The sequence below is a fragment of the Desulfobacterales bacterium genome, assembly GCA_028704555.1.
Classification (GTDB): domain Bacteria; phylum Desulfobacterota; class Desulfobacteria; order Desulfobacterales; family JAQWFD01; genus JAQWFD01.
The window spans coordinates 1-19,408 of the sequence record JAQWFD010000052.1 but is presented as its reverse complement, the minus strand read 5'-3'; the positions used below and the strand labels follow the sequence as shown (position 1 = coordinate 19,408).

14 protein-coding genes and 1 riboswitch are annotated in these 19,408 nt (G+C 47.8%); of the genes, 10 read left to right on the top strand and 4 right to left on the bottom strand.

The genetic code is table 11. The features are described from left to right. Positions 1 to 147: 147 nt before the first annotated feature. The 4 genes from PHQ97_14710 to PHQ97_14695 all read left to right on the top strand — a co-directional run bounded on the left by PHQ97_14710 (position 148) and on the right by PHQ97_14695 (position 5,616). Complete coding sequence (locus PHQ97_14710; GenBank protein MDD4393984.1) at positions 148 to 834, top strand: PAS domain-containing protein; 687 nt, start codon at positions 148 to 150, stop codon at positions 832 to 834. Positions 835 to 1,444: 610 nt separating this feature from the next. After that, the gene (locus PHQ97_14705; protein ID MDD4393983.1) at positions 1,445 to 2,626 is read left to right on the top strand and encodes a serine/threonine protein kinase; all 1,182 of its coding nucleotides are present in this window, start codon (positions 1,445 to 1,447) and stop codon (positions 2,624 to 2,626) included. A 460-nt stretch (positions 2,627 to 3,086) separates the two neighbouring features. Next, the gene (locus tag PHQ97_14700; GenBank protein MDD4393982.1) at positions 3,087 to 4,508 is read left to right on the top strand and encodes a hypothetical protein; all 1,422 of its coding nucleotides are present in this window, start codon (positions 3,087 to 3,089) and stop codon (positions 4,506 to 4,508) included. 106 nt (positions 4,509 to 4,614) lie between these two features. Continuing rightward, the gene (locus tag PHQ97_14695; GenBank protein MDD4393981.1) at positions 4,615 to 5,616 is read left to right on the top strand and encodes a hypothetical protein; all 1,002 of its coding nucleotides are present in this window, start codon (positions 4,615 to 4,617) and stop codon (positions 5,614 to 5,616) included. A 79-nt stretch (positions 5,617 to 5,695) separates the two neighbouring features. Here PHQ97_14695 and PHQ97_14690 read toward each other — a convergent pair whose 3' ends face one another. Continuing rightward, positions 5,696 to 7,297, bottom strand: a complete 1,602-nt coding sequence (locus PHQ97_14690; protein ID MDD4393980.1) for a long-chain-fatty-acid--CoA ligase — start codon at positions 7,295 to 7,297, stop codon at positions 5,696 to 5,698. Positions 7,298 to 7,777: 480 nt separating this feature from the next. Continuing rightward, complete coding sequence (gene yhbY / locus PHQ97_14685; GenBank protein ID MDD4393979.1) at positions 7,778 to 8,101, bottom strand: ribosome assembly RNA-binding protein YhbY; 324 nt, start codon at positions 8,099 to 8,101, stop codon at positions 7,778 to 7,780. A gap of 316 nt (positions 8,102 to 8,417) precedes the next feature. Next, positions 8,418 to 8,607, top strand: a riboswitch (cobalamin riboswitch). A 550-nt stretch (positions 8,608 to 9,157) separates the two neighbouring features. Here yhbY and PHQ97_14680 point away from each other — a divergent pair. The 6 genes from PHQ97_14680 to PHQ97_14655 are packed head-to-tail and all read left to right on the top strand — an operon-like array spanning position 9,158 to position 14,510. Then, positions 9,158 to 9,925 (top strand): DUF3450 domain-containing protein, encoded by a 768-nt coding sequence (locus tag PHQ97_14680; GenBank protein MDD4393978.1) that lies wholly within the window; start codon positions 9,158 to 9,160, stop codon positions 9,923 to 9,925. Beyond that, positions 9,922 to 11,355, top strand: a complete 1,434-nt coding sequence (locus tag PHQ97_14675) for a DUF3450 family protein (GenBank protein MDD4393977.1) — start codon at positions 9,922 to 9,924, stop codon at positions 11,353 to 11,355. Before PHQ97_14680 ends, PHQ97_14675 begins: the two co-directional genes overlap by 4 nt. Further along, on the top strand, positions 11,352 to 11,963 hold the full coding sequence (locus tag PHQ97_14670; GenBank protein MDD4393976.1) for a MotA/TolQ/ExbB proton channel family protein: 612 nt from the start codon (positions 11,352 to 11,354) through the stop codon (positions 11,961 to 11,963). Before PHQ97_14675 ends, PHQ97_14670 begins: the two co-directional genes overlap by 4 nt. A gap of 56 nt (positions 11,964 to 12,019) precedes the next feature. After that, positions 12,020 to 12,445: a biopolymer transporter ExbD gene (locus tag PHQ97_14665; GenBank protein MDD4393975.1), complete on the top strand. Its 426-nt coding sequence runs from the start codon at positions 12,020 to 12,022 to the stop codon at positions 12,443 to 12,445. Between the two features lie 5 nt (positions 12,446 to 12,450). Continuing rightward, positions 12,451 to 13,188 (top strand): TonB family protein, encoded by a 738-nt coding sequence (locus PHQ97_14660; protein ID MDD4393974.1) that lies wholly within the window; start codon positions 12,451 to 12,453, stop codon positions 13,186 to 13,188. Between the two features lie 11 nt (positions 13,189 to 13,199). Continuing rightward, positions 13,200 to 14,510, top strand: a complete 1,311-nt coding sequence (locus tag PHQ97_14655; GenBank protein ID MDD4393973.1) for a tetratricopeptide repeat protein — start codon at positions 13,200 to 13,202, stop codon at positions 14,508 to 14,510. Positions 14,511 to 14,847: 337 nt separating this feature from the next. Here PHQ97_14655 and PHQ97_14650 read toward each other — a convergent pair whose 3' ends face one another. Next, positions 14,848 to 16,890, bottom strand: coding sequence for an adenosylcobinamide amidohydrolase (locus PHQ97_14650; protein ID MDD4393972.1), 2,043 nt, complete (start codon positions 16,888 to 16,890; stop codon positions 14,848 to 14,850). Positions 16,891 to 17,173: 283 nt separating this feature from the next. Continuing rightward, positions 17,174 to 19,168 (bottom strand): TonB-dependent receptor, encoded by a 1,995-nt coding sequence (locus PHQ97_14645; GenBank protein MDD4393971.1) that lies wholly within the window; start codon positions 19,166 to 19,168, stop codon positions 17,174 to 17,176. Positions 19,169 to 19,408: the final 240 nt, after the last annotated feature.

Genomic DNA, 19,408 nt, shown 5'->3' with positions numbered 1-19,408 from the left:
GGTTGTCATGGTGGCAGTCAGCCTGGCAACGCAAGAAAAACATGCGTCAAAGCATGAGATGATCCATTATATTCCGGAAGATGAAGCCGTTATCTCAGGCAAATACTAAAAATATAAACCCTTATAATCTTTGTCCGGTCAGGGCGGATGCAGGTCCAGCCGCCCTGGCCACCCCCTTTCTGTAACGTTTCAGACAGGTTCATATTTTTAGGCAAAGGCATCGCCTCGCTCCAAGAGCTTGGCGAGCTGACTATATCCATTCCGTGGGGTGCGGAAAAACTCAAAAAAGGCCAGATCATCAACTGTTCGAACGTGCACGAAAGCCCGATTCTGAGATTTAAAGAAAGAATGCAGGCCGGGGAAATCAAATCCACCTTAAATTTTCCGTTGTTCATCAAAGGTGAGTTTTACGGATTTATGGGATTTGATGAGTGCCGGTATTATCGCAATTGGATAGATGAGGATGTGTATATTCTGACCACGGCGGGTCAGATTATTACCAAAGCAATTGAGAACAAAATGTACGAAGAGGAGCTGGAAAAACATCGCAGCCGTCTGGAGTCAGTTTTCAGCAGTGTACAGGATGCTGTTGTCACTGTAGATACCCAAATGAACGTGATTTCGGCAAACAAGGCCGTGGAACATATCTGCAGGATCAAAGCCGTTATCGGCCGGCCATTTATCGATTGCGCAAGCCAATGCAATCAATCGTGCGTTGAAGTGTTCTGTTTTAAACGCTACGCTCAATGCCATCAGCGTGATGAATTTTCCCCCCCCACCCCCCCGGATTCTTCCTTAAAAAAATTTCTTACGCCAGTAACCAATCAGGTTTAAAAAAATTTTCAGATCATTCAAAAAAATTTCTGAGCCCCGGCTTGCCCGGATTCGAAAGAAGGCAAATAATATACCCGCCATACGGATCCCTTTTCTCCGAAGAGCGAACGCGCGTATCACCCCTGAAAAAATTATTATCTGTCCGATTCCCGATTAATGGTTTTCACCAATAGATGACGCTTTACAGAGTTATTTATTTCGGCATGCCACACACTGCTGATCGGTAATGATTCTCAAAATTGTGCAGGAATACTTCGGGACACCGCACATAAGTGAGGTTGACAGATGTGTAGCACTGCTACAATCAATGTGTATTTCATTTTATGCCTGATTGTTTTTTAATTTATAACATCATGAAATTATGGATAAAAAAATTTTTTTTAATTTTTAAAATCATGGCATTTGTTTTGCAAAATCTTTGAAACAAAGATCACTATCGAGCTATATGAAAAAAATCAAGTGCGGTATTTAATTTTATGTATCAACGACACATTCGTAAAAAAAGTTGATGCAACATGTCTGATAATTGGAGTATGGAAAAAAAAATTTCAAATTTCAGGTAAAAAGAAAAAGGAGTACGAAACAGGTAAAAAGAAAAAGGAGTACGAGAATGGCAAAAATAGTCAATTCGTGGAATGAGTGGGATCCGCTCAAACGCGTTATTATCGGAAGACCCGAAGGCACCAACATCCCCGCACCGGAGCCGGCGTGGTGGTATGATCGTCCGGCTGGCGGTTATCCCCTCGGTTCCTGGGGTCCTTTCCCTCAGGAAATGATCGATAAGGCCAACGAGCAGATGAACTATTTCGTCGCCCAGATAGAAAAACGCGGCGCGGTAGTCGAACGGATCGATATCGAAGATTTCATGATGAACAAACCCGTTTCAACACCGGACTGGACCCAGCTCAACTGCCACGGTGTCAACAACGTCCGCGACGTAACCATGATTCATGGTAACTACATCATTGAGGCCACAACCTCCCGCCGTACCCGGTATTGGGAATTTCTGAACCTGAGACCGATCTTTGAGAAATACTTCAAGGAAGATCCGGAATGTGTTCATTTCGCAGCTCCCAAACCGCGGCTGACCGACGAGTCTTATGTAAAAAATTACTATTATGACTTTGAAAACACCTGGACAGATGAGCAGAAAAGAGAAAAACTGCACAACTGGGAGTTCCAGCTGACCGAAAAAGAACCTCTCTGGGATGCGGCAGATGCAATGCGTTTTGGTAAGGACATCTTCCATCAGGGTTCATGCGTAACGAACAAGGGCGGTATGGACTGGCTCAAACGTATGTGCTCAGCGCTCGGACTGCGGCTTCACCATGTGCTGTTCGACACGCCTCTGGATGCGAACAAACCGAACAATTTCCACCCGTGGCACATTGACGTAAACTTTGTTCCGATGAGACCCGGCCTTGTCATGTACAATCCGGACTGGGCGCCGCGGACCCCTGAGCTGTGGGACCTGTTCAAAAAGAACGACTGGGAAATGGTTCCGGCTGCACGGCCGACATTCGTTCACCAGAACAGATGTTACCTGACCGGTCTGTACAATGGTAAATCCTGGATTTCAATGAACACCTTCTCGATCGATCCGAAAACGGTCTGTGTCGAGGCGCACGAAACCGCATACTGCGAACAGCTGGATAAACTCGGAATGGAAGTTATTCCAATTCCGTACCAGCACGTAATTCCGTTCGGCGGCGCGCTGCACTGCACCACCCTGGACGTTTATCGTGAAGGCGGCTGCGAGGATTATTTCCCGAAACAGATTAAAGGCTACTAAATAAGGCTGATAGCCTGTATCGGTTTGATTTAAAATAAGCAATTGACCGACAAAATGGATACGTTTTTCTTCGGGCAAAGGAAGACATGATCCATCTACCGGGGAAAAGTTATGCAGGGTTTGAATCATAAAAAAAATATGAAACAGCGCATCTCAAGAACCAGTAGCTGCGGTGTCGGAAAACTTTTCGGGTCCATCTGTCGTATGCGATCAGATCCCCGCAAAAATTAAAATGATGTTCTCCCCCCTGAACACCAGCATCGTAATTACAAAGAGGTTTAACACTAACACATGCTTCAAAAATTTAATTCCCGCCAGTATTTTCGTTGCATTGGAAATAAACCAGTTCAAGATAAAATTGGAAATAAACCAGTTCGAGATGAAAGAGGTATTATAGATGTCACCTATGGCCATTGGATTACTTTGTTTTATAGCGGTGTATTTTGTACTTGGTGCAGGTATGTATTTTTTGGTGAAGGGTAGCGGGAAACGCTACATCGTCTGCGGTAACAGCCTTCCGTTTTTTCTTATAGGATCAATGCTTCTGGCGCAATCATTGGATGCAAATGCCACGATGGGTAACTCTGCAGGGGCATATGGCGCCGGATTCTGGTCAGGATTCCAGTTTCCGCTGGGCCTGGCGTTGTGCCTTATTTTAACCGGATTGTTTTTTGCAAAACCGTTGAACAAGATGAAGCTGATGACGCTTCCTGATTTTTATGCGAGAAGATATGGATCGTCAGTAGAGGTACTTGTTTCGCTTTTGATGAGTTTCAGCTTTGCGATACTGGTCGCCGGAAATTTTGCCGGTTCTGCCTGGATTATTTCCATGGTTTTTGAGATTGATTACACGTGGGCGTTGATATTTATATCGATTTTCATATTGGTGTATACGGTTGCCGGAGGGCTTTACTCTTCCGCGGCTACGGACATCGTGCAGATTTATCCTGCCATTTTCGGGTTTGTGGGATGCGCGTTCTGGTTGTATTTCCATTATGGATGGGATTTTTTTTCCACGGCGATTCCGGAAAATTACTTGGATTTAAGTGGATTGATGAATATTAAAGACGGCGCGCTTTTAAATTGGGCAGGTATTGCAGCGCTGGCATTCGGCGATATTGTCGCTCTGGACTTCATGGAAAGAATTTTTGCTGCCAAAAACCCTGATGTTGCCAGAAAAGGATGTTTTTTTGGCGCAGCGTTGACCCTGGTAACCGGTGTTGCCTGTTCCTTCATCGGATTAATGAGCCTGAAGATGTTTCCGGGACTTACCGATTCCAGAATGGTTTTACCGAATATGGCGATGCTGGGCGTTCCGTTTCTTTTCGGGTTGTTTATAATGGGCGGAATTATCGGCGCGGGAGCATCTACCGCTAATGGTGGAATCTTAGGCGTATCGACGGTGATGGGAAGAAATCTGCTCCAAAAAAATATTTTGCCGGTCTGGAATCGAATGTTTCACGGCGGAAAAGCTGTCCGCGTGACCGACCGTAAACTTCTTTTTATCAGCCGGTGCATGGCATTTCCCGTCGTGGCTTTTGCTATTTATCTGGCCCATGTCAAACCGGAGCCGGGAATCCTGTTGGTTCTCGCCTTTGATGTCGTGTTTGCCGGCTGTCTGGTTCCATTGGTATTGGGCATATACTGGAAAAAGGCAAATGCTCCAGGAGCACTGGCCGCGGTTATTGTCGGGACTTTCACCCGACTGGTCCTTTATTTTTATATTCCTGAGCATCTGGCCGGTCTGGATACGCTCATATCTCCTGTGGTCGCACTGATTGCGATGGTGAGCGTCAGTCTGGTGACGCAGGAGCAGCATGCGTCAAAGTATGAAGTAATCTATGAACAACCGGATGAGGACGCGGTGCTTGCAGGGCTATGATTGATTAACTTTGTCTGTGGAAACGAGGGGCTGGCTGCATCTGGATGTGGTTGGTCCCTTTTTCTTTCTTGCTCAGAAATTTTGCTTATAGGATCAAATCGACAAAATGAACAAACAAATTTCTGCGATAATACCGGGGTCTGAAATCAAACCCGCAGCACGGAAAATGTATCTTCCGTTTGAAGGTTCTGAAAATAAACTGGAATTAATCCTGCGCCGACCGCATAAAACCATTCGGGACAATCGGGACGGCAAGTGGGACCGGGTAGCCAAAGCGGCGGGATTTACAATTGTCAGCCACATAGCCATCGCCCGCGTGGATGCCTATCTGTTGGGCGAAGCCAGCCTTTTCGTGTGGAACAACCGAATCCTGATGATTAACGGGGGTAAGGCGCTTCTGACCGATGCGTTGCCTGAAATTCTTCGGTTTATTGACCCGAAAGACATCATGTTCGCGCTTTATGAACGAAAAAATCTGACATATCCCCTTCACCAGACATCGAATTTTGAAACGGAAGCTGCTTTTGTCCAGACGTATTTCCCGGGGAAAAGTTATCGGATGGGGCCTGCCGATCATGAACACTGGCATATATTTCTTTCAGATTCCGCAGACAATACGCCTATGCGGGATGTAAAACTTCAGATTCTGATGACGAATATCGCCCCCTGTCTGCTGGAAGTGTATGCCGAAAAGCCGCCAGCCGGTTTTCAGCAGGAAGGAAAACTGTCGTGGTTGAATACACTTTATCCGGAGGCAACCGCGGACTGCTGCCAGTTTTCGCCTTGTGGATATTCCATGAACGCGGTGTTTGATTCCAGTTATTATACGGTTCACATCACGCCCCAGCCTGAGGGCTCTTACGCAAGTTTTGAAACCAATATCATGGAAAAATACTGCCCGTCTCTGATTCGGGTGATTCTGAGGTATTTCAAACCCGGAAATTTTTCATTGGTATTGACCACCACAAAGCATGAAGAATACATGCTGCTGCATAAAGAGGCGAAAGATCAAATTTCAGGCTATAAGATCAGTGATATATCAAATTATCAGTTGGGAGAAAATTTTATCGCTACATTTGTAAATTTTGAGCAGACCATGGATCATTGAAATATCTTCCAGAATTTTAAAATCCGGGAGAACGAATTCGACGGGTTGTGCCGGTATCGGTCCAAAGATGAACGCTTTTTTATAATCGAATTTTGCCGTTTATTTCACCAATGGGGCTCCCGTACCGCTTTCTCAATTCTATTTTCATTATCTTTCCGGAGCCGGTTTTGGGCATTTCATCTATAAAGACGATATATTTAGGAACCTTGAACCGGGCCAGTCCCTTCCGGCAATAGGAGACAAGCTCTTTTTCCGTCACCGTCGCCTCTTGTTTCAGCGTCACCAGCGCCTTGGGCACTTCTCCCCACCGTTTATCCGGAAACGCGATAACCGCGCAATCCAGGACTGCCGGATGGGCGTACAAAAAATTTTCAATCTCAACGGACGCGATGTTTTCCCCGCTCCGGATAATGATATCCTTGGCGCGGTCAACAATGAAAATATAGCCTTCACTGTCCACATTTGCCAGATCACCGGTGTAAAAATATCCATTTTTCATGACTTTGGCTGTTTCGTCCGGGAGGTTCCAGTACCCCTTCATCACATTATCTCCCCGGACAATGATTTCACCGACGCTCATCCCGTCCCATGGAACATCGCCACCATTCTTATTCACCACTCTCAGATCCACCCCGACCACTTCAAGGCCGGTTCGGGTGATATGGTCTATTTTAATATCTTCAGGCTGATCTGACAGAGTTTCTTTTAGATTGCCGGCGGCCAGCAGCGGGCATGTTTCAGTCAAGCCGTAACCGGGCACATACTCACAGCCGAATTTTTTCTTCATCCGTTTGGCATTGGCCGGCGACATGGAGGCTCCGCCGACCATGATCTTTTCCAGAGCGGTAAGATCAAACAGATCAAAATTACCCATTTCAAGGATACAGCTGATCATGGTGGGAACCATGAGTGTATCGGTGATTTTTTCATCCTGCATGGTTTGCAGTACGGCCTTTGGCCTGAACTGCCGCATCATGACATGAGCCCCCCCCTGATAGGTCACCGCCCATATAAAAAAGGCATCGGCAATATGAAACAGCGGGGCGACATGCATAAAAACCGTACTGTCTTTCAATGTAAAGGTGATAATCGTTGCCAGGGCATTGACATATATATTCCGATGCGTCAGCATGACCCCTTTTGGCCGGCCGGTTGTCCCGCTGGTATAATACAGATTCAGCAGATCATTTTCATCGTCCGGATCGCACCATTTTCCCTCCGTCGATGAATTGGCAACCAGGTCTTCATAGGTGCCGGTGATCCAGTCTTCATCGGCAGGGCCATCCGCGACAAAAAAACTGATTTTGGTTTTCAGGGTTTTCCTGAACTGATCCACTTTTGGCTTAAAATCCGCATGGAAAATAAGGGCTTCCACTTCGGCATCGTTTAAAATATAACTGTAGTCGTCCGGCGAAATCAGGATATTAAGCGGAAGAAGAACCCGTCCGGATTGCGCCATGGCGTAGTACAGCTCCATGTAACGGTGGGTATTATAATCCAGCACCGCAACGCGTGCGCCGGGTGACAGCTTCAGATCAAAAGTCGCATTTGCCAGCTGGGTGACCCGCTGACGAACCTGTGAATAGGTAAATCGAACAGATCCATCAATTACAGCTACCTTGTTCGGATACAATTTAACCGCGCGTTTCAGAATTCGGTTTGGGGTCATCGGTACCTGCATGTATCTGCAATTCCTTTCCTTTTGATATATTAACACTACAGAGGTTGATCACATATTTTCATTCATCCCGACGCTGTAATAACAGAGTTATGGTCTCAGGCATCAATCAATAATTCTGTCCCCTCCCCCGGCACCATCATTCATAAAAAAATTATTTGCAAAATAATTACAAAACACATTTTATGAATGTCAATCAGTTTATTTATCTTAAAAATAATTGATTTGCAAGTGCCATGTTCCGCCATCAAATGCACAATTTACAACGCCAGCAGCGCATCGAGCAAGGACATGGATGCGCCAGATCAACCGGTCCGTTTTCTAATTATTTCCCGGGCTTGATCATAACTGCGGCCATATTTTGCTGTGCGCAGCCTCGGAGTCCCGCGACAACGTGGCCGAAGATATGATCGAGCCTGGCAATTTACAACGCAAAAATGCGAACTTTACCAAATCGCTCACCTGGCAGTTCAGGCGCTGGCCCTATTCTTGATTCTGACGCTCCGGAACAGTGATCTTTCTCTGTTCCGAATCCGGATGTGTCCGATAAAATGTGACGATATGGCCGATCATCCCCACCTGTTCGCAGCCGGCTTGCTTTTCAATAAACTCAGAAATCTCTTTTTTCTGCTCCTTTTCCTTGAACTCATTAAATTTCACTTTAATCAGCTCATGGGTTAACAGCGCCTCGTCAACGGATTTAATGAGCGCGGGGCTCATTCCTTTTTGTCCGACGATGATAACCGGCTTCAGTGCGTGAGCAAGTCCCCTCAAATATTTTTTTTGAAAGCCTGCAAGCTTTTTCATAAATTCCTCCGATATTTTGTATGAACTTTTATGTTTGTTTCAGGATGAGATGGAAAAATGTTCAATATTCCCAACCCGCTGGACACACGACAGAATCATGGCAAAAAGCCAATATTTATTATGGTCACCATGGGCCAACAGCCTCATCAAATACCTTTTTTTCTCGAGTTCTGCAAGAAATTGATGGGCTGTATCTCAATCCAATGCCCGGTTTTATCTTTGCATCGCTGATATCGACAGAAAAGCAGACGAAGTGAAGATAAAACAGATATTAAACTTGACAAAAAGCTTAGTACTTATTAGAAATTATTGGATAATTAATACTATTAAAACAGGTGCTCGAACAGCTTAATAGGGAATCCCGTGAAATTCGGGAGTGGGCCCGCCGCCGTAATCGGGGACGATATCTTTGAATAAAACCACTGGGATTATTACAATTCCCGGGAAGGAAAAAGAAATCGGATGATCCGGAAGCCGGAAAACCTGCCTGACGTTGTATCGCTCTGTCGTGGATCACAGGATTATGAATCGTATCCATTCGGAAACAGGATATTTTTTCAAATTCGTAACAGGCAAAAAATTTTACCAGAGGAATACCGCTGGTATTTTAAGGGTTAAATTTTACGCCTGACCCAGAAGAAATACGCTTCACATTCTGCTGGGCAAACACCATGAAAAAATAGTCATTACCGGGTGAAGACTAACCAGCGGATTTGACATCAGCCCCAATAATCATCATAAACCGCGGTTTTTTTATTCCTGCTCAGTAACCATCCAATCTATTCAGACAAAGCAAAACACCGTCATGGCAGTCATTCAGCTTTTTTAAGGGTTCGCTCAGGCCCGTTCCGAATCATTTACGATCGACATAAAATAGAACACCGAGCAGTTATTATCTTGGGGTCGATCATAACTGCGGACATATTTTGCTGTTCGTAGCCTCAGCGTTTCGTCCGTTCCCGGATCGCGCTGGAGAAGCCGGCACTGGCCGGACGGACTCCGCGACATGGTGGCCGCAAGCATGATCAAGCCCTTATCTTCAAAGGAGGACCCGATTTGAGAAAGCTTTGGGTATTTTTATTTTCAGCCATATGGATCGCGTTTCTGACACTGCCGGTGTGGGGCCGGGATTTAAGCACACAGCTGCAGACCCCCGTGAAAGAGGCTGTCAAGACCCGTCAAAATACGCAGCGAGCCGAGGATGAATGGGCGGCAAAAAAAACGAATCTGGAAGCGGAATTTCGAATGCTGCAAAAGGAAAACGAGACACTGGAGCTGAAACACCAGGAATTGACTGCCGAAATAGACACTCGACGGGAAAAAATTGAATCCCTTGAGAATCAGATTCAACAAATTATGCGAATATCCGATGAACTGTCGCCGTTTCTTAACGATATCATGACCCGATATGTCGAACATGTCCAGAAGGATCTGCCGTTTCTTCAGGAGGAACGTGATCAGAGAATCCGGAAGCTGCGCGACATGATGAGGGACCAAACCGTCACCACCGCAGAAAAATACCGTAGATGGATGGAAGCGCTCTTCATCGAGGCCGAATACGGCAATACCGTAGAAGTGTACAGAAAAAAAATCGATTTGAACGGGAACCGACTTCTGGCGGATATTTTCAGGCTCGGAAAACTGTCGCTGTTCTGCCGTTCGCTGGATCAACAGATCACCGGATTTTATGATCCGGCAAACCAGCAATGGGAACGGCTTCCCGCCCGGTACAATTCGGCCATTCACTCGGCAATTGAAATCGGTTCAAAACACCGGGCGGCAGATCTGGTATCGCTGCCGATCGGAAAGGTTCTCGTCAAATGAAATTATGGCTTATAATCGCTTCAACTATTCTTTTTTTGGCCACCCCGTTTTATCCCGCGGTTGCCGAAGACATGCGCGCCGTTACCCTGGCGACCCGGCAAACGCAAGACAATGTTCTGAAAAAAGTCGAAAACGAACGTAAGCAGGCCGAACAGGAAGCCGAAAAAAGCCGGCAACATATTCTGGCGGACAAAACCGCCCTGACGGCTGAAATCAATCGCCTCAAATCCGCCAATCAATCGCTGAAGCAAACCCATAAACAGCTTGAGAAAACAGATTCTCAACTTATGGTAAAAGAAAAACAGGCCCTGTCACAGCTCAATGAAGCGGCCGCCATGGTAAAAGAACTCACTGGCTTTATACAAACCACGGCCAAAGATCTTAACACGCTGCTGGACCAGAGCCATCAGGCAGCCTTTGATCCCGGCCGTAGCCGCATTCTGAAACCGATTCTGGCGGATTCCGCTTTTCCCGGGATGGACGATATCCGGCAGATGACAGATCTGCTGTTTGATGAAATCCGTCGATCCGGCGAGGTGCGTATTCAGCAGGGGCCCATCGTCGAGCGTTCCGGGCATGAAACCACCGCCGACATTTTGACTCTGGGCAACTTCACGGCGGCCTACCGGCTTGAAAAAGAAACTGGCTTTCTGATCTACTCGGATAAAAGCAACCGGTTTTTTGCCCTGTCCAAACTGCCGGCGGCCAGAATTCAAAAAAATATTAACCACTACATGAATGGAACCACCGAAGATGTATTCATGGACATTTCCCGCGGCGCAGCGCTCAGGCAGCTGACCCATCAGTTAAACCTGGTGGATCAGATATGGAAAGGCGGTCCGATTGTGTGGCCCATCCTGGCCATTGCCGTCATTGCATTTCTTATCATTCTTGAACGATTCTGGGTTCTGGGCCGGATGGACATCAATGCGGATGTGCTGATGGGTAAAATAAAATCCCTGATTTCGGCAGGCAAGTGGTCGGAAATACCGGAACTCTGCGCCACTGTCGAAAAAAAGCCCGTACCCAGGGTCCTTCTGGCTGGATTTGAATGCCGTCATATGGCCCGTCCGGACATGGAAAACGTCCTGCAGGAAACCATCCTGAGAGAAATTTCACATCTGGAACGGTTCATGTCCACGCTGGGCATGCTGGCGACCGTTTCTCCCCTGCTGGGACTTCTGGGTACCGTCACAGGAATGATCAATACGTTTCACGTCATTACATATTATGGCACCGGGGATCCGCGCATGATGTCCGGCGGTATCAGTGAAGCCCTCGTGACCACCATGCTGGGTCTGGCCGTAGCCATTCCCATTATGCTGTGTCATACAATTCTGGCACGTAAAACAGAAAAAATCATTGGACAGATGGAAGAAAAAGCCGTGTCCCTGACCAATGTAATATTTAAAACCGGGCACGCGGCATGACATACTTTCTGGAACAAACCCTGTACCGGATCTCGGAAAACATCCAGTCGGGAGGTATGGTCATGATACCGCTGATGCTGGTATCGGTTGTCATGTGGGTACTGATTATTCACAAAGCGTTTTATTTCAAGCGGCTCCGGGAAAAAAACATCACCCGGAAAACGGCCGGAGAATATGTCAGTCAAAACCGGGCGCCGGACCCGAATCAATACCCCGGCATTACCAGCCATTTTGTCCGCGAATTTATTAATCGCCGCAGCGGTGATCGGACAACGGATCAGTTCATACTGGACGAAACCGTCATGCATATCGTGGCCATGCTGGACCGGCACCTGTCGGCCATCGGGGTGCTGGCCGGCGTTGCGCCGCTTCTGGGGCTCCTGGGAACCGTCATGGGAATGATGACAACCTTTGACATCATCTCCGTTTATGGAACCGGAAACGCAAAGGCCATGGCAGGCGGTATCTCGGAAGCCCTGATCACCACCCAGACAGGACTTCTGGTCGCCATTCCCGGAATTTATATGAAAACATTTCTCACCCGACGGGCGGAAAACCTTAAACAACAAATCTCCGCTCTCGGTATTTATCTGAAACGATTTGTGTGAAAAAAAGGACTCACGACTCACGACTCACGACTCACGACTGAAACCCGGAGTTTGATATGTTAAACATTACAGCGGCCCGGCGGGCCAAAAAACAAAGCGTCGAATTGAATATCGCTCCGTTGATCGATATGGTGTTTATTCTCCTGATTTTTTTTCTGGTTACCACTAGTTTTGTCAAGGAAACCGGGGTGGATATCAACCGCCCGACCGCATCGACAGCCGTCAGTAAAGACAAAGCCGGAATACTGATCGGAATCACGGAAGACAATCGTGTGTTCATGGACAACCGGGAAATAGATTCCCGGGCCGTCAGGGCTCATGTGGAACGAGCGATCGCGGAAAATCCCGAAGGACAGGTGATCATCGTGGCAGACAAAGCCAGCAATACCGGAATGGTCATTCAGGTCATGGACGGTTGCCGGATCGCCGGAGCGGAAAATGTTTCTCTGGCTGCCAGCCTTGCTACCGGACAGGGGTCATAAATTTCATGAACGATTATCAGGCCCGGATATCGATATCCGCTACTGCAAAATCATCGTCCCGATTATTATGGAAAAATATTTCTCGATGGTTGGGGGCGGCTATCCTGGCACTTTTTCTCAATGCCGCGCTGTTCAGCATCATCCCGAGCCTCATCAGCGACATACCCGATCGCACCGACGCACAAGGATCGATCCAGGCAATCAATTTCATCCGCCTCAAACCACCGGAAAAGCCGCCGGAGACCCAAAAACCGCCGGAAAAAAGCATTCCGTCAAAAAAAGAATCCACGCCGGATGCTTTACGGACGAAAATTCCCCGGCAGGCACAGGACATTTTAACGCATCCGGCCCTTCAATTTGAAATTAATCCAAAGCTTCCGGCCGGTCCGGCCGGCTTTGCCTCGACCTCAATAGCCATGGTGGATATCGGGCCGCCTCCTATGAAAGACGCCTATGAGGTTGGTGAAATTGATCGACCGCTCACGCCAATATCAAAAATACCGCCGCTGTACCCCCTGCGCGCCAAACGGATGGGCATCGAGGGATGGGTAAAGGTCAAATTTCTGGTAACTGAAACCGGCCTGGTGGATCGCGTTGAGATAAAGGGCTCCCAACCTGAAAAAATTTTTGATCAAACGGTCATCCAGTGCGTATCGACCTGGCGTTTTTCTCCCGGAACAGTTCAGGGCGTACCGGTCAAGACCTGGGCCATAACCACGGTAAAATTCACATTGGAAAACTGATGCGCATATTCATGATGAAAATCAAACTACCCATCATCCTGATCATTGCATTCTGTGGCCTGGCGCTTACCGGATATACGGTATCCGCCGCAGGAGAACCATCCGATTCCCTGCCCTATGAGGTCAGCCTGATTCTGCACAAAGCGCAAAAATTTATCGAAAACAAACAGATCCCCAGCGCGATCGAACTTCTGGAAGCCTCTTTAACCCGTCACTCGTCCAGTTATAACCATTATCTGGTACATTTTACACTGGGCAACTGCTGCATGATGGAAAAACATCTACCAGAAGCGTCGGTGCATTATCAGGCCTGTTTGAAACTCAAGGAAGATTTTCCGGAGGGATGGCTGAATCTGGCCAAATGCTTTTATGACTCCGGCAGGTTTGCCGATGCCGGCCGATGTTTTATCCGGGCGTATGACACATCCGAATCCGGGCAGGCGTCCACCCTTTATTATGCGGGCCTGTCATGGCTTCAGGCAAAAGAACCCGGCAAAGCCGCAGATATTCTGCAGAAACTGATTGATGCCCACGACCGGGCAGATCAGCATTTTGATTGGAAAGAAGCCCTGGTTCAGGCATATATTGACTCGGGCAGGCCCCGAAACGCCCTGCCGTATATCGAAGAGCTGTCTGAAAAAACAACCGGGAAAAAAAAGAAGCAGTGGCAGGAAATCCGTCTTTTTCAGTACATGTCACTGCAGATAAACGACCGCGCAAAAGCATATGCCGAATTTCTGGTCGAAGAATACCCGCTGGAATCCAAATGGTGGAAAATCCTGGCGCACATGCATCTGACCGAACACGACTATGAATCCGGGTTGACGACGCTCACGGTCTACAGCTTCCTGTCGCCTCTGAATGATGAGGAAATGCTGCTGATGGCAGAGCTTAATACCGCGGTGGACATTCCGATTCAGGCGGCCGCATGGTATGAGCGCCTGAATCAGAAAAAACCGGATGCTGACACCACCTGCCGCCTGGCCCAGTGCTACCTGAGTCTGCATGACAGTCCCAAAGCCCTGGAAACCGTAAAAAACGCACAAAACCGTTGCGACTCGGAAAAACTGAATATATTGGAGGGGCAGATACTTTTCGAAATGAAGCGATACGCTGAAGCGATGGCGGCATTTGAGTTCATTACCGCATCACATCCGGATCAGGGAGACGCCTGGCTGATGATGGGATATGCCGCATTCAATGCCGAACACTTTCAGAAAGCAAAAACCGCATTTAAACAGGCTTCAACCTTCAAATCCCACCGGGCGACCGCGAAACGGTTCCTGAAACAGCTGGAGGCCATCATCGGTCGGGAGGGATAGTTATCAGAGCTCAGGCATCAGAGGTCAAAGGGCAGAAAATACAGTGCCTGGACTTCGTTTTTTTGGGCTTGATCATAACTGCGGCCATATTCTCTTACGTGTAGTTTCGAAGTCCCGGCCGTTGCCGGCGTACGACATGGCGCGATCGGGGGAAAAGATACCGGGGCCATCAAGCGTTAAGAAGCGCAAACTGTTTGAGGCTTGCCGAGTTTTTGCGCTTTAGCTTCATGGCACCGGCATCCCCCCGTATCGTGCTGGAGAAGCCGGAAACGGCCGGGACGTTCCTCACGACGTTATGGCCGCAGTTATGATCAAGCCCAAATTTATTTAAAAACGATCAATACGCTTCTTCCGTCCTGGCGGCTGCACCGCTGATCAACGCATTGAAGGCCATTTTCAGAACAAGCGGCATATCCTCTTTAAATTCAATGGATTTCAGAGAGTCAAGCGGTCTTCCGGCAATATCTTCGGCCATGGCACGGCACCAGGAGTCAAACGCACCCAAATCCTCAATCAGTCCGCTTTCATAATCATCACTGACGGCAAACGCCGTTTCAATAAATTCCGCATAACAAGGTGTTAAAAGCAGATCTTCCAGAATGCTCACAACAAGGCGCTTATCCCGGATACAATCGCACACTTCTCCGTACACCAGCCCATAGGGACTCAATCCTCTTTCCTTGAGCCGCTGGAAGACGTGTCGATTGCGAGTAAATCCGTTCTGACGGTACACGGCCTCCTGAACCCCTTTATAAACAGCCCTGGCCATCAGTTCCCCCAGTTTGCAATGCCCGCCGGCATTGTCAAGCCGCACGCCAGTTCCCTGAACCACAAGGATATTGTCCGTTCCGGTGCCTGTGGCCTGATACGCAAGCGGACGATACGAGCTTCGGATATCCATATCCGTCAATGCGGCGGTTTTTCCCTCGGTGGCGCTGATGATCGCCCGTGTCATGGCTCGCGGCGTCAGTTTCATGTTGGGCAGAATGATAATATTAATCGTCCCGGGTTCATAATAATTTCCGCTGTCCTTAGCCATGCGCACGGCATTGGAACTGACCCCGGCGGTCACCAGAGCGGTGATCTTCATATCCCGGAATTTTTCCTGCTGAACCGACACATGATCCATATCCGCACCGGTAAACAGAAAGGACGATGTATCCGGGTCTTTTCCGATCACCTGGAAAAAATGTTTTTGGATCGAATCGATCCCCTGCTTGTGCCCCATGGCCCAGCTGGACGGGGGTGAAAAATGATTCCCGACCGTTTCAACCATGTGCTTTTCGCCTTCCAGAGTCGACACGATAGTCAGTGGCCGGTTGAAATCAATGATCAGGGTTTTATGGATGAAATCATGCATGTAGCTGTAGGCGATGCGGGCCGTTTCGATATAATCCGGTTCCAGATCCAGAGAACGGGATTTATAGATTCCATCGGATATCACCTGAATGGACGGGTCCATAAACGCATCCGAATAAATCACGGAAGACAGCCATGCAATAAAATAACCGGCGTGAACGCCCGGCCGGCAGGTCAGATCGCACGGGAAATAAAATATCATGCCGTTTTTGACGGCATCGACATCCCGCCACCCGGGTTTGCTGAAAAATGCGGCGGCAACATCCCGGTCCCCGCCGCATCCATAAATGACCTCCGGATTAAAATCCCGCCATTCCTCGAGGGACACTTTGACCACATTTCCGGTTTTATTCAATGTCGGGGCAATGCCTCCGGCAGCCCGGATCATTTCATTCTGAAAGGAATCATCGCCCGGCGTCATGACTCGATCCCGGCCCATGAGACGCATCACCCGTTTTCGCTTTTCCAGAGGGATGTGATCGACCTTTTGCCGGATCAGCGACATATCCTTTTGAATATCGGTTACAATCGCATCTGCCTCACCGGCTTTGTCAAACACATTTCCCAGCAGCCGGATGGTATCAAAACTTTCTGAAATGGAACCGGCATCCAGGCAGACCAGCGGGCATTCACCCTTCTGAAAGGCATCTATAACCCCGGTCTGAAGCGTCGAACAAAACACGATATCGGGTTTGGCAGCCTTGATACGTTCCACACTCGGGTTAAAAAAACCACCGACCACCGTCTTTGCGTCTGCTCCCCGCAGGCAGGCATCATGAAAGGTAACGGCCTGAACCGCATCGGCTGCGCCCAGACGAAACAGGATTTCGGTAATCCCCGGCACCAGGGAAACCGCCCGCACCGGTTTTTGCGCAATGGTAATCTGTTGGCCCCGGCTGTCGATAAACATCACCGGCCCGGCAAATGCATGGCTCTGGACAGACGCGAAGCACAAAAAACAACCCGCGACGATCTGAAGTACTATGCATTGAATCCATTTGGATCTTTTATTCAGAGACATAACAGTCCTCTCAGGGTCACGGAATGAATAAAATCGACAAAGATTACGCAGGATTTCGGAGTCTCGCCTGCTCGCTTACCTGTTCGTCTTCAAGGCGTATCAAAACGTGCATACCTGTTGTACGTGCTCTTTGATACAACGAAGAAGACGGACGAAAAGGCAAGCAAGACTGTGGATTTTATTTATTCCGTAACCCTTATCAAAGGCCCACACGATGAATATCGATAAAGCCCGGGTTTAATGGTTCCCCGATGGATACATCACACCCGGGCGATTTGCAAAATCAATAATCATACCGCAAAGAAACAAAAAATCGCCGTCCCGGCATGGGATAGCCCTTCGCGTAAGCATAATCCGTATCAAACAGGTTCTGGATATCGCCTTTCAGGGTCAACCCGCCCCACTTGCCGAAGTTTATAATTTTTTTACTGAGGCTCATGTTGGCAACGGTAAAACCGCCCCAGTCGATATCCGCCCACGTCGTCTCATAGTCCGTAATTTTCCTTTGTCCAGTGTAGGCAAAATTTATGAACCCTGAAAACCCCTGGTGGTCCGATACCCTGATGCCGTAAGAGGCATTCATATCAGATCTGTATAAAAGATCTTCGTCCGTGTCCTTATCCTTGTATTCGGTAAGGTATACAACGTTCAGATAGGGTTTTATTTCAAAATCCCAATTCAAAAGGTATCCCATATCCACGCCAATCTCGCCTTCGAATCCGGCTACAACGGCGTTGCCTGTATTTTCAGGGATAAGAATATTCCCGGGCTGGGTAGCGATCTGTATCATTTCTTCAAAATCCGTATAAAACCAGGTCAAACTTCCGTTGAACGTTTCATATGTCACATCCAGACCGGCCTCATACGTGCGGCTTTCTTCCGGTTTCAGATTCGGGTTTTTGGCATACGTAGTAACCCCCCCATCATATGAAACAGAATCTCCAAACATGCTGCTTGCAACCGGCATGACAAAGGCTTCCCCGTAATTCAAGCGAAATTTCAGATGCTCCTCCGGCAGCCATGCCAATCCAAGTTGAGGAATAAAACTTTCATCCTCCACAGGCTCAAAAGAAGAATCATGCATCTCGATTTCGTAGGAATCATAGCGAAAACCACCGGATACAATCACGCGATCCTCCAGAAACTTACCTTTAGCCAATACAAAACCTGCGATATCATCGTATTCATACGCTTCAGTAGAAAAGTAAATATTTTCATTTTCGTAATTACTCCAGTCACACCCTGCCGTCACAAGAAAATGCGATAAATCCATGCTGATCTGTGCTTGCGAACCCTTATAATCTGTTTTATTTATAGAAAAATTATCCATATCATAAAAATCTGGATTGCTTGCACTCGGATAAAAGCCTTCATCCTCATCGATTCCATCAAAAAATCTGACCTTCCATGTCAGGGGCAACGTCATCGAGCCACCATCATATATTACATCGACGGATTGATTCTTTTTGTTCGTGTAATCATCCAGGTCGTTGAGACTCAAGTAACTCGGCGTCCCCTGATGCTCCACCTTGTACCCGTTGAATATGGCTCCGATCCGGTTTCCCGGCATCAGTTCATAGCCTATATTCAAACTATAGCAATCTTTCCGGTCATACCCCGTATTAAAATAAGTCTGGCCCGTAGTCGTATCATAATCATCCGCCGTGGATGTTGTCACACTGCCAGATACATCCAACCGCTCTTTTTTACCCGAAAATCCAGCCCCTGTCTCCTCAAAGCCGAAATTTCCCAGCGTTCCCTCGACAAACAGATGGGGGGCCCCTTTGCCCTGCCGGGTAATGACGTTGATCACGCCGCCCACAGCCGCCGATCCATATTGAACGGCACCCGGTCCCCGGATGATCTCGATCTGTTCGATATTCTTCGTTGATATCTGGGCCACGTTGCCGGTACCGGCCCTTCGTCCGTTCAGCAGAATCAGCACATGTCCCAGGAGATCGTTTCCATGCGTCTCGGTTTTAAAGCCGCGCAACCCGACGGAGGTCAGAGATCCCGGATATTTCTGGACATACCCGATCGCTTTTTCAGCCAGCAGATCGCCCAGGTTCCGGGCCGGCGACAGCTTGATTTCCTGTGCATCGATCACCGTCAAGTTTACGGTAATTTCCTTTTTCTTTTCTTGTACTCGCCCGGCGGTCACCACCATTTCTTCCATTTTCGATACGGACTCACCGGATTCCACAGAATCAGCAGCCCATCCAAGCTGACTGAGTATAAAAATCCAGGCTCCTGCCAACACAAAAAAATATTTTTTCATCTCCTTCTCCTTGCTTAAAATCTTTTTCCCAACCCGGACAATCCGGAATAAAACAGATTATAAATAAAAAATTTTATATGCGCATCGAGTCTGGTTTATTTTAATTAATTTTTTCTATGATCACAATATTCAGTTGGATTAAGCTAACGAATGCGCGTCGGCAATTAGTTGGATGATTTGATCAGGGAGAGAATGATTTTTTATCAGCTTTCCAAAACCCGGCAATATTCGATCTGCATC